General features: G+C 52.6%; 11 protein-coding genes. 8 read left to right on the top strand and 3 right to left on the bottom strand.

Translation table 11 applies throughout. The features are described from left to right. Window positions 1–263: 263 nt before the first annotated feature. From PPL9_RS00695 to PPL9_RS00675, 5 genes are all read left to right on the top strand, one after another. On the top strand, window positions 264–785 hold the full coding sequence (locus PPL9_RS00695) for a hypothetical protein (protein WP_057460841.1): 522 nt from the start codon (window positions 264–266) through the stop codon (window positions 783–785). Between the two features lie 917 nt (window positions 786–1,702). Further along, window positions 1,703–2,725: a prolyl oligopeptidase family serine peptidase gene (locus tag PPL9_RS00690; RefSeq protein WP_057460840.1), complete on the top strand. Its 1,023-nt coding sequence runs from the start codon at window positions 1,703–1,705 to the stop codon at window positions 2,723–2,725. 593 nt (window positions 2,726–3,318) lie between these two features. Then, window positions 3,319–4,050, top strand: a complete 732-nt coding sequence (locus PPL9_RS00685; protein WP_057460839.1) for an ABC transporter ATP-binding protein — start codon at window positions 3,319–3,321, stop codon at window positions 4,048–4,050. Then, window positions 4,047–4,664 (top strand): energy-coupling factor transporter transmembrane protein EcfT, encoded by a 618-nt coding sequence (locus PPL9_RS00680; protein WP_057460838.1) that lies wholly within the window; start codon window positions 4,047–4,049, stop codon window positions 4,662–4,664. The genes PPL9_RS00685 and PPL9_RS00680 overlap by 4 nt, the downstream gene beginning before the upstream one ends. Window positions 4,665–4,669: 5 nt before the next feature. After that, entirely contained in the window at window positions 4,670–5,236 is a 567-nt protein-coding gene (locus PPL9_RS00675; RefSeq protein ID WP_082596430.1) for a biotin transporter BioY, read from the top strand. A 100-nt stretch (window positions 5,237–5,336) separates the two neighbouring features. Here the strand turns inward: PPL9_RS00675 and PPL9_RS00670 are convergent, their stop codons facing one another. Then, window positions 5,337–6,545 carry an ROK family protein gene (locus PPL9_RS00670; RefSeq protein ID WP_057460836.1) on the bottom strand — a complete coding sequence of 403 codons (1,209 nt, stop codon included), beginning with the start codon at window positions 6,543–6,545 and terminating at the stop codon, window positions 5,337–5,339. A 198-nt stretch (window positions 6,546–6,743) separates the two neighbouring features. After that, window positions 6,744–7,982 carry an MFS transporter gene (locus tag PPL9_RS00665; protein ID WP_057460835.1) on the bottom strand — a complete coding sequence of 413 codons (1,239 nt, stop codon included), beginning with the start codon at window positions 7,980–7,982 and terminating at the stop codon, window positions 6,744–6,746. 129 nt (window positions 7,983–8,111) lie between these two features. Here PPL9_RS00665 and PPL9_RS00660 point away from each other — a divergent pair, with 129 nt between their 5' ends. The 3 genes from PPL9_RS00660 (at window position 8,112) to PPL9_RS00650 (ending at window position 10,700) form a co-directional block, all read left to right on the top strand. Continuing rightward, window positions 8,112–9,380 carry an SLC13 family permease gene (locus PPL9_RS00660; protein WP_057460834.1) on the top strand — a complete coding sequence of 423 codons (1,269 nt, stop codon included), beginning with the start codon at window positions 8,112–8,114 and terminating at the stop codon, window positions 9,378–9,380. An 89-nt stretch (window positions 9,381–9,469) separates the two neighbouring features. Then, the gene (locus tag PPL9_RS00655) at window positions 9,470–10,060 is read left to right on the top strand and encodes a hypothetical protein (protein ID WP_057460833.1); all 591 of its coding nucleotides are present in this window, start codon (window positions 9,470–9,472) and stop codon (window positions 10,058–10,060) included. Window positions 10,061–10,157: 97 nt separating this feature from the next. Beyond that, window positions 10,158–10,700: an adenylate kinase gene (locus PPL9_RS00650; RefSeq protein ID WP_208989083.1), complete on the top strand. Its 543-nt coding sequence runs from the start codon at window positions 10,158–10,160 to the stop codon at window positions 10,698–10,700. A gap of 31 nt (window positions 10,701–10,731) precedes the next feature. On the opposite strand, the gene mauJ is transcribed toward PPL9_RS00650, so the two are convergent. After that, window positions 10,732–12,057 carry a methylamine utilization protein MauJ gene (mauJ, locus tag PPL9_RS00645; RefSeq protein WP_057460832.1) on the bottom strand — a complete coding sequence of 442 codons (1,326 nt, stop codon included), beginning with the start codon at window positions 12,055–12,057 and terminating at the stop codon, window positions 10,732–10,734. Window positions 12,058–12,112: the final 55 nt, after the last annotated feature.

The following is a 12,112-nucleotide window of genomic DNA, read 5'->3' as shown; positions in this document are numbered from 1 at the left end:
CGGTGCTCGGTGCTCGGTGCTCGGTGCTCGGTGCTCGGTGCTCGGTGCTCGGTGCTCGGTGCTCGGTGCTCGGTGCTCGGTGCTCGGTGCTCGGTGCTGCATATATGAAGCATCAGATGCCACGCTTCCGGGCATTGTGTTAGGCGCCTCCTTGTCATTTGACTGAAGCCAAGCAAGTGGAGCGCGCTATTGCGAGACACTCCTTATCCGCCCGAAACTTGAGATTGCTTTCGCTGGCTTGTGTTTTGTGCCAATAAGACGCTATGGATCTGAACCAACTTGATGATCGGCTGAAAGCTGACTGCGAGAAGTGTGCTGCACTGTGCTGTGTGGCGCTTGCCTTTGATAAGGCGAGTGTTTTCCCGTTTGATAAAGCTGCTGGTGAGCCTTGCCGAAATCTTGAGAGCTGTGGGACCTGCAAGATCCATTCTGATCTGGCGACGACCGGGTACAAGGGCTGTGTTCAGTTTCACTGTCATGGAGCTGGGCCGATTGTCACGCAGGATCTGTTTTCAGGGAACACATGGCAGAGGCAGCCGCATTTGTTGCGGCCCATGATGGAAGCCTTCTGGGTGTTTCTGCGGCTTCAGGAGCAAGTGTTGCTGCTGAGGCATGCTGCCAACTTGCCTTTACCGGAGGCAAAACAAAAAGAGCTGCATGCATTTTGGGATGAGCTGTGCCCTGAGAACGGCTGGAGCTGGGATGCCTTTGAGGGGCTGGACCATGCCAAGGTGTCCGCAGAAGTTAAGGGTTGGCTTGCCTCCCTGCGGGATGTGTTGGCCTAGCTTTTAGATTACGCGATTTCGGGCTTGGTGGCTTTGACCATCAGGAGGAAAGCAGAGAGAGATTTCCAGCGGTGGAAGCGTGGCACCTGCTGAATCGCTTCCTTGTTGGTTCGTGTTCCTGAATCTCCTTGATTTGAAGGCCTGCCTTGGTGAAGGGGGTTAGATAATTGCTCAGGGTGCAAAGGAAACTGGGTACGCTCAAGCGCTGGACCTCTGAATGGTCTCCGCGCCGGGCGAACTTCCATTGATCTACGAAGTGATTTTGGTCCAAGCACTTGGAGACAACCAGATCTGTCGCCTCTCTTCCCTCGTCTTTTCGCCAGGAAAGCCAGTGTTGGAGTTGAAGGAGTTGGTTGCGTAGGTAATGTCTAATGGGGCTTTTGCTCCTCGGCAATTGCATGGGTGATCATGTTCTTTGAAAGATCAGCACCAGACATGCGAGCACCCGCTCTTGTCAGCTTGCGGGTGTTGTTGTCTTCCCCGCAACCGAGATTAGTAATGCGCTCGCCGCTGACATCGCCCAGAAAGGCCTCAAAGGAACAGGAAATTATGAGGTATGACTTTTTGAGCCCATTGCAGTCCTTCGTAAAGGCGTAGGCATTTGCGGGCGCAGCATGGTGTTGATGGCATATTTGCCGGTATTCTTCTCAGTGCAGGGCCTCGCCGGTTTTATGTTCTTGCTATTTCTGATTGCATGCGTCCCGCGAGTTAGCACAGGGTGCAAAAGAAGGCCCAATAGCAGCAGAGCGATAATCATGGGCATTGGCAGAACTGGCATCAGGCGAGGTCCTTTTCCTTACTTAATAGGACCTAAATCCTGATCTGCGTGACCTTAAACCGGATTCAGGTCGAATAAAATCTCGTCAGCGTTTGAATGAAGGTGTCAACATTCAAACCACTTCACCGATAGGCACTCCATGAAAACTACTGTCCTTGCCCTCGCTTCGATCCTCTCTGTTTGCACTGAAATCGCAGCACAAGATGTCGGCCTCAACGAGCTGACTATAGCGGCTCCCCATCATGACCAAGATATGCAGATGGCTGTCATGTTCCCTGCCGTGGGTCAGCGCCAGACTGTGTTTGCTGAAAATGCCATATTCTATGGAACATCTGTGTTCAAATACGCTGAGCCAATACAAGGACAATACCCAGTCGTTCTTCTCTCACATGGCTGGGGCGGAAATTACGCTCGGATGGCGTGGCTCAGCGCAGGGTTGGCTTCCAAAGGGGCAATCGTTGTGGCGGTAAACCATCCAAGCAGTACAACTTTTGATTTGGACTTCGACACCGCATTCAACCATTGGACTCGCGCCGAAGACATGTCCGCCGCGTTGGACTATGTTTTACAAGATCCGATTTTCGCACCCATCATCGACGGAACACGGATCTATGCCACAGGCCTTTCCTACGGAGGATGGACTGCCCTTTCACTTGCAGGTGTCCAAGGCAATCGGGACGGTTTTTTCGACTATTGCAAAGCTGCGGGTGCAGGGTCACAGTTTTGCGCTGAACTGACAGCCGAAGGCGTCGACATCACGGCAATCGATCAAGACAGGTATGAGGCATCCTACAGGGATCCACGTATCAGTGGCGTCGCCGCTATTGATCCTGGTCTAACTTGGGATCTTGCGCCGCAGGATGTGCAGGATGTAACGGTTCCGCTTCTTCTTATAGGGTTGGGCGAAGGAGCCTTTAGGCTCAATGCGACAGACACGAGCGCCATGGGCAGCAATTTTGAGGCTTTGGTGCCGCAGGCTTCTGTTAAGACTATCGCACCCGCTACGCATTTTACAGCACTTGGACTGTGTAAGCCCGCAGGTGAAGCTCTTCTGATCGAAGAACAAGACGATCCTGTCTGCACCGACCCGGTGGGGACGGATCGAACTCAGGTGCTTAACACCATTATCGACGCCTTGGCGGATCACTTTGAATTAAACTGAGGCACTCCATGGGGCATCTGAGCATGGGGGTACAGATGCCCTTGCCATCTTTCAATGCGGCACACTGATACCTACTGAATTGACGTAGAATTGCCGACTTGATTCAACGTTCCATGCCCAACGCCAAGCCGAGACAGCCGATATTGGTGCAGACCGCAGCAATTGGCAAATAGGCTCAACGACCCGTGACACATCCAGCAAAAGTGAGCACATAGGTCCTACCGAAAAGTATTCATGAAAACGCCCGCGGTAACTTCTAAAAGAATTGCCTCAACCCCAGATGGAAACGCTTGAATTTCCGCTAATGGCGGTGGATTCAACTGGTCGCGGCAACACACTGTGAGAATTTCTCAGCTGGAGTTTGATATTGATCTGCGTTTGGTCTCAATGGTTAGCAACAAGGGCATTGGTGGACTGCTCTGCTGGCATGCAATGCTTCTGAGCTGATGATTTGCTGAAAAAGTCGCGGACATGACACATAGGAAGAGGCTTGCCGAGCAGTGATGGTCAGCCTTGATCCTATAGATTTCCGTGGTGTTGGCATGCTGCATTGTGTATAGGAATGCAACTCCTTTGGCAGGTGATATTGCGGCGTGAACGACACTTCAAAAACAATCAATTTTGACCATGTTTCCATTGAACGGAGCGGTTCGACGATCATCAGTGATCTGAGTGTTGCGCTGCCGGATCAACGGGTTGGGATTATTGGTCGGAACGGGTCTGGTAAGTCTACGCTTGTGCGCAGCCTGAATGGTTTGCTGCCGGTGAGTGCAGGCTCTTTGCTGGTTCACGGTGTTTCTGCTGAGGAAGGGGCCAAAAAGCTGGCACGGGTGACGGGGTTTGTGTTCCAGAACCCGGATCATCAGCTGATCTTTCCGACCGCTCTGGAAGAGTTGAGCTTTGGCCTGCGCCAGGTTGGGGTGGGCAAAGCAGATGCAAAGGTGCAGAGCCTTGCGTTGTTGAGAGACCATGGCATTGAGCAGTTGGGAGAGCGTCCGGTTCACGAGCTTTCTGAAGGTCAAAAGCAGCTGATCTGTATTTTGGCCGTGCTCATCATGGAGCCGAAGCTGGTTGTGCTGGATGAGCCGTTTTCCAGTCTGGATTTGCGGACACGAGTGGCACTGCGGCGGAAGCTGGAGAAGCTAGATCAGCAGATCCTCTTTGTCAGCCATGAGCTGGATGCGCTGAGTGACTATGACAAAGTGCTCTGGATTGAAGACGGTAAGCTCAAGCAGTTTGGTGTGCCTGCGGATGTGCTGGCAGACTATCAGGCGCATGAGCTTTCTGGCGTGGACCTTCATTTTGAAGGGGTAGCGCGCACATGATCTCCCTTTACATGGCGGGCAACAGTTGGGCGCATAAGCTTCCTGCCAGAGTGAAGCTGATCTTTTTGTTTGTGCTGAGCCTGCTGATTATCCCGTTCAATACGCTTTGGTTCTCTGCTGCTCTGCTGGTGTTTGTGGTGGCGCTTTATGCGACGCTTGGCCGGCAGGGGCTGGAGAAGGTGAAGGTGGTTCGCCCACTGCTCTGGATGATGGGGATCATCTTTCTGGTGCATGTGTTTTTAGGCGATATTGAGCAGGGCATTATTGCTGTGTTGCGTCTATTGGCGATGGTGCTCCTTGCCAACTTTATTAGTATAACAACGCATATGGAGGCCTTGATGGATGCGGTTGAACCGTTGTTCCGGCCTCTGCGTGTGTTTGGCATCTCCCCAAGACGCGTGTCGCTGGCAGTAGCCTTGGTTATCCGGTTTGTTCCGGTGCTGCTGGCGGTTTATGCGTCGCTGCAAGAAGCGTATAAAGCCAGAACAGCCCACGCCAACAGCTGGCGCTTGCTTGCCCCATTTGCGTTACACGCGATTAAAATGACAGATCATGTTGCCGAAGCTTTGACAGCCCGAGGTGGGGCTGACGGCTTTGACCGTGATAAGAAATAGATAGGATGACTATGTCTAGCGATCGTTCTCTTGTTCAGATTGCATTTTATGCGGCGCTGATTGCTGCTTTGGGTTTGGTACCCAAGATTGAGCTGGGTCTTGCTGGTGGAATTCCAATTACAGCGCAGTCGCTTGGTGTGATGCTGGCTGGCATGATGCTTGGTCCGGTGCGTGGTGGGCTTGCGGTTGCTTTGCTGCTGTTTCTGGTGGCGCTTGGCCTGCCGTTTCTGGCTGGTGGCCGTGGTGGCATCGGCGTGTTTTATGGCGCGACAGCTGGGTATCTGGCAGGCTACTTTGTTGGTGCGATCGTGGTTGGTGCGATCATGAAAGCCATGCGCAACATGAACGTGGTGTTTGGTGCGGTTGTTTCCGGCGTGATTGGCGGCATTGTTGTGGTGCATGCGCTCGGCGTGCCGGTGCTGGCTTACAAAGCTGGTATGACGCTCGACAAAGCGATTATGGTTGGCAGCTTGCCGTTTCTTCCGGGTGATCTGATCAAGGTTGCTCTAGCTGCTGTTGTCGCGCACACAATTGCACGCGGTTTGCCTTCTGCAATGCTGTCACGCAACTAAGCTTGCTACAATGAGTTTTGAGAAAGCCGGTTCCTTTGGGGCCGGCTTTTTTCGTGTGTACTTTTATCTGAAAACCGGAGCCACTGTGCTGGAGTACGCCTTAATGGATCAGCGCTTCATCCAGATGCTTCAGGGCTTTGATGAGGAGGCCCTGGAGGATGAAATCTTCGTCCCATGGCAGGACTTCAAGGTTTACTGAATCCAGCAGTGGTGCCAGCAGGCCGCTTTCCAGCCCTTTGTTCATGCCGTGCTTGAAGAGGTCGTAGGCTTGCATGGCTTTGCCTGTGAGGACGATGCGGCTTGGGTCCAGCAATGAGATTGTGCGGGCGAGGCTGACGCCCAATGCAAAACCTGCATCTGTGAAGACCTTTTGCGCCTGTGCCTCACCTATGCGAGCTCTGGCGCGTAGGTTCTGAATGTACTCCGGTCCGTAGAACATGGCGGAGGGAGAGGTTTCCTTGGGCAGTTTCTGCGCTTCACGGTAGAGCGCGTAGTCGGCGATGTAGGCTTCCAGACAGCCCTTCTTGCCGCATCTGCATGCCGCGCCTTCTGGCGTAAAGGGGGAGTGGCCGTATTCAGCTGCGGCTCCGGTTTCGCCACGGTAGAGGGCGTTTTTGATGAAGATGCCCATGCCAACGCCGCGGTCGATATACACCACGACAAAATTGCCGCTGTATTTCTCAGCATCCTGCCGGTGCAAGGCTTCGGCGATCATGTTGGTATCGTTGTAAAGCGTGCAGGTGATGCCGAGGGTTTTGGAGAGCTTGGCCGTGAGTTCCACCTGTCGCTCTGCAATGGTGGGCGACCAGATGATGGAGCCGTTGCGCTTACCGACGATGCCTTGCGTTGCCACGGTGATTTCCATGACGCTACGGGCACGAAGCGGCTCTGTTTTCATCAGCGCTTTGATGTGGCGGGCGAGCAGGGCGATGAATGCTTCACCGCCCATATCGGAGGATTCCACCATGAACTTGGCTTCGGCATGCTGGTGGCCGGTATAATCCACCAGAGCAAGTGAAACACGGTCTACCGAGAGCTTGACAGTGACCACATGGGCGACATCATCACGCAGACGCAGATAGGTGCGTGGGCGGCCACGGGTGTTGGCATCCGGATTGGGCTGTTCTTCCACCTCTGTGATCAGGCCGCGGTCCTTCAGATCAGCGGTGATGGAGGTGACGGCGGCTAGAGAAAGACCTGTTAGCCGGCCAAGGTCGACACGGGCCAGAGTGGTGTGACGCCGCAACGTGGACAACACCACGAACCGGTTTTGGCGACGAACCTGCTCTCTACTGGCTTTTTCGATCATTCGAGTACTGGCCTGCACTGTGTGTTCAAAACATGTCCGCGTTCATTTGTATTCACGCCTTAGGCCCTGAACATTTCTTTTCTAGCGCATTCTTTTATCTGCGAGATAAGCATAAGTATTTGAGGACCAGTAAATAAAGAGAGTAATCGTATAAATCAGCGTTTTCACCCGAAAGTTGAGGTGACCTAATCGTAAGTCCTAGCTCGTTTGTTGAGGTGCTGTTCCGTCATCTTCATCTGTTTGAGCCGGCAAAGTTTCCGGCATCAGGAACAGGTACATGGTGCCGCCGATGAAGGCCAGAACCGCAAGGGTGATGAAGGCGGGAGAATAGCCGAAAAACTGGACGATTTCTTCAGCCAGCAGGTTGGATGCAGCCGAACCAATGCCCACGACAGCGGCGAGGGCGCCTTGCACCAGATTGAAGCGGCCTGTGCCTCGGGTCAGATCTGCAGCGATGAGCAGGATAATCACACCGAAGATGCCGTTGGCGATGCCATCCAGTGATTGCACGGAGATGAGTGCGACGGGGTCTTCCAGCCACATGAACAGCATGCCGCGAATGGGCAGAATGAAGAAGGCGAGCAGGAAGAGCGGCTTGCGGCCCCATATGTCAGCCCTGGCAGCGCAGATGATGGACATGATGGTCATCCAGAACTGTGCCACGACGATGCAGGTTGCTGCGAAGGCGACGCCGATGTTGACGTTGGAATTGATCGAGAGCTTTTGCCCGACCAGCGGCAGCATAGCTGCATTGGCAAAGTGGAACATGAACACGCAGAGCACCAGTGTGAGCAGGCGTTTGTCTGCCAGTATGGTGCTGACGGTGGATGGTTCATCGCCATCGTTGGGAGTGTGGTGCAAGCCACCACGGGCTGCGTTGTGGTTGATGGCCGAGCCGCTGACCATGCCGATGCTGATGGCCATGCCGACGGCCATGAGGGCAACAAGCCAGAATACGCCTTCTGCCGAGATCCACAGTGCGAGACCTGCGCCCAGAATGGCGGCAAACACATTGCCGGAATGGTTAGCGGCCTGATTGGCACCCATTTGCACAGTGAAATGGTCTGGTCCTGATATGCCCAGAGTTATGGCGGCGATGCAGGGGCCGACAAAGGCGACGGCAATGCCCATGAAGATCTGCGCAATGTAAATCACCGCCGGATACTGCGAGAACAACAGGATCGAGATGGTTGCGAAGCCGATGAGCAAGGCGCAGGAGGCGAGGAGCAGACGTTTTTTGCGGGTGCTGTCGATGAAGGCGCCAGCTGGTGTTTGCAAGGCGACGGTTGTCAGCGAGCCAATGGCGAGGACCATGCCGATGTTGCCGGGGGACCACTGCAGGCCCGTGAGCAGGTAGATTGCAAGATAAGGCCCAATTCCACCCACGACATCGCCGGCGAAGAAGTTCGTCGAAAGCATTGCCTTATTGAGTTTCATGGAGACCCTGGACTGTTGCGTGATCTGCGTTGAGAATAAGTGAGAGTTCTCTCCAAGCCCCCAAGGATTTCGGTCTATTGTCGAAGTGGCGGTTAAGCTGCTGTCAAACCACGGTGGCTACGGTGGGGCATGTCGGTTTCTCTTGCTGTTTCCGCCCTCATTTTCCTCGGAATTGCCGTGCGCCAGTGGCTTCCGCCCATGGTGCGGATCTGGCACATCATGCTGGCGGGCGCGATTGTGCTGTTGGTGCTGGGGGAGATCAGGCCTGTGGCCGCGTTTCATGCGGTGGACTGGCAGTTGATCTTCTATCTGTTTGCCGTGTTCAGCATTGCTTCGTCGCTGTATGACACCGGTCTTTCGCAGGAAATTGCGGATATGCTGCTGAAGCGGGCCAACGCTGGTGTCGTGTTGCTGTGGTTCATGGTGGCCTCAGCGATTTGTGCGGCGGTGTTGACCAATGATGCGGCGGCGGTGATTGGGGTGCCCATTGCTATTATCCTGAGCCGGGCTTTCAGGTGGAAACTGGCGGTGGTTTTGGTGACACTGTGCGCGGCGGTGACGGTTGGTTCCATGGTTTCACCCGTTGGCAACCCGCAGAACATTCTGGTGGTGAATGCTGCCAATTTTCAGAATATGCTGGCGACGTTCATTGTGTGGGCTCTGGTGCCCGGTGTAATCTGTCTTGTGGCTGTGTTCTTCCGCTTCCACCAGCTGGTGCAGAAGAATGGATCGGATGAGAGTGCGTTGGTCTCTGAAGACGTAGAAACGCAGGCAGAAGCGGTTGAAGTGAGCCCTCGGCAATGGCCTGCGATGGTTTCTGTTGTGCTGCTGGTGGGTATCATCACCGGCGATAGTTTGGGCCGGACGTACTTTCACCTTGGCCCGCTGCCGTTTGGCTGGGTTGGGCTGTTGTCCTGCCTGCCGATCTATCTGGCAGGAGATGAGCGCCTGCGGGTGTTCAAGGAGGTGGACTGGGCGACGCTGATCTTCTTTGTGGCCATGTTCATCGTCACTGGCTCGCTCTACCAATCCGGCTCCCTGCAATATCTGCTTGGCTCCTTGCAAGGGGAGCTGGCAGACCTGACGATAACCGCTGTTGTGAGCTTCTGGGCCAGCCAGCTGTTTTCCAACGTGCCAGTGGTGGAACTTTACCTGAAGCTGCTGGATGGCGGTGGCACCGGCACCTTCATGATGCTCTCCACCATCTCCACCGTGGCCGGAAACCTCTTCATCATCTCTGCAGCCAGCAATGTGATCGTTGTCCAACAAGCCGAGAAGTTCGGCGCCACCCCCTTCACCTTCTGGCAATTCTGCTGGTGGATGCTCCCGATTACGGTGTTTTGCGTGGTGGTGAGCTATGGATGGATTGTGGGGCTGACGTGGTTGGGTGTGGGGTGATTTTTGGGCTTTGGTTGGGTGGCATCCTTCCAAGAAATTTGCTTATTATCTCTCCATACTTAGTGTTTTTATAGTGCTTGGGGGCGAACATGTTGAGATTGTCAGGTTTACTAGTAATTGCTGGAATTAATGCTGCTGCTGCCTGCCCGCAGCAACTGCCTGAAAGTGGACTGCGGTTGACACGAACAGCCGATGGTTATTCTGCAGTTTATAAGAAAACGTCTGCAGGGCTTGTTGAAGAGCGTGTGATGACCCGAGACGGGAAGCAAGAGAAGGTCACCACGATCTACCTTCATCCGCTGGTCACTGGTCAACGGATCAGTTCTAAGGGAACACTCTCTCTGGAATACTCTAAGTCCCTGTCAAATGTGGACTCCGTAAAACAATCCGGCCAGTGGTTCTCTGATTTTGTCTTGAAATACAATGCAAACGAAGTTGACCGTGGTGTAGCCAGATTATCTTATCTGGATGAGGGGCAAGTTGAGATTGGTAAGTGCAGCTATGATGTTTGGCGTATTGAATCTCGCCTTGAGTTGGAAGGACGGGCAGCGCCAACCACCTTTGATAGATACTATTCCCCAAAGCTAGGTCTGGTGCTCAGAGCAATTAAGCTGACACCGGATCGCGAAACTATTAATGGTGTTGTCTTTGATCAGATTGAGGTTGTTGAGCCCAACTAGCCTGGCATTTAATGGTTGGTTTGAGTGTTGAACATGATGATTTAGTTGATATGAAACGTACCCGAATTCAGGACCTCGTATTTTTAGCAATTGCTTTATGACAGAGACTTGGGAGCGAAAAGTGCAGCGGGTGATGGTTGTTGGATGTCCGGGGGCGGGGAAGTCTACGGTGGCTAAGAGGTTGGCTGCTGTTACGGGATTGCCGCTTGTGCATCTGGATTTTCATTACTGGCAGCCCGGATGGGTTCGGACTGAGAAGACTGCTTGGGCAGATAAGGTGGAGACCTTCGCTGCTCAGCCGTGTTGGATCATTGATGGAAACTATGGTGGCACCTTGGAGAAACGCATCTCCCGTGCTGATACGGTGATCCACCTCGACTTCCCGACCCGCATTTGCCTGTATCGTGTGTTCCGGCGGATGTTGGCTGGTTTGGGACAGAGACGAGAGGCTGAGTTCGTTGAAGGCTGCGAAGAGCGCTTTGACTGGAAGTTTCTCTGGTTTGTCCTCAACTACAAGCGGACAAACCGGCCACGCGACCTTGAGAAGCTAGCGTGTTTTGAAGGGCAGATGCTGCGGTTTGAGCATCCTAAAGAGCTGGAGGAGCTCTGGGGGACGGTTGGGCAGGGGGGGTACTGCTGACTGACGACTAAATCAGCACTTTCATGATGCTTTATGTCATGCTTACGACTTGACGCCGTTTGCTGGCTGTAGAGCGCCAGAACTCAATGTCTTTGTCGAACTCTGTAGGATTAACTAATACATTTTCTGGCAAAAATGCGTCTTTCCGTGAAATCTCATCACCTGTTTCTGTATCTATAATCTCGAGACTGCCGTTCAAATAATACCATTTCATGAATTCTATTAATTGAGCTTTGGTTTCAGCGTAGTTAGCGGTGTTGTCATCAGAAGTCCCATAGACGCTATCATGGATATCAAACTCTAATCGCTCATCTTTGAAATTAAGATTGAACTTCAAACCTAAGGAACCTTCTTCATTTTTGTATCTCAGCTGAATACTTGTACCAACTTGCTGAATGTCGTGTGGCTGTAAGCCTTCCAGTGAAGCGAAGATCGGCTTTCCTCTCAAACGTACTGATATAACAGGTAGGCTAACGGACACATTCCCCTGTATCTGTTCTGCACTTTTAATTCTTTCGACAAGCTCGCTACCAAAAGCTTTCTTAAATCCTTCCAGTTCATAGAGGTGTTCGCGATAGATTGTCGTGTCGGTCTTGATACCGAGTTCTTCTTCGATTGCCATGACTGCTAGTGCTTCAATTATTGGCAGTTCGCGAAGCAAACGTTTTGTATGTGTCGGATCATCTGGGTTAATTATCGGATCTGAGTTTGCATGAGCGATTGCGCAACGGCCAGATGCGTAAAGGTGCTTAGCCACATCAACAACTTCACTTGCCTTTAATTCATTAACAGCCTTCAAAGCTTGGCTATTTTCAAGGCGCTCTATTGCGGATTTCATCCATGTATTTCGTCTCTCGCTTTTATTATGAGCAACTTCGAGAACACGAAAAAATGTCAAGAAAGCATATGCTGCGTGGTTTAAGCCACGTCCCTCACGCATTAACGCTAATGCCAATTTTGCTCGATCACTGTCGATCTCAGGTAGGTAGGGGTAATCGAACTCCTCCCGGATAGCATAACCTTGTTCGGAGTTTCTTCCCATAGAATGAGGTAAACTTCCTCCTGTGAATGAGTGTAAAGTAATACCTCGCCTATCCACCCATGAGATGACACTAAGCAATTGTAAAATGCGTTTTTGCAGCTCTTCGGGAGTAATGCCTTCTGCACGCGCTGTAATACCAGGGTATGCATTTTGGGTGATCGGAATGATCCAGTATTGAATGTCTTCATAAATGATCGTGTGAACTTGTGTTGGCCACGAAACTGAAGTGTCAATGTTTGCGACGACCCAATTGCCAGGGCGCTTCAGTTCTTCTGTCCAAATATCTTTTTGCTCCAAGAGTTCTAGTTTTATCATTGGTTATCCGATCTTTGGCTCTGACTACTCGTCATTGCGAAATCTCTGCCTGCAA

This window comes from Pseudovibrio sp. POLY-S9 (assembly GCF_001431305.1).
Classification (GTDB): Bacteria; Pseudomonadota; Alphaproteobacteria; order Rhizobiales; family Stappiaceae; genus Pseudovibrio.
This window is presented reverse-complemented; position numbering and strand designations above follow the sequence as displayed.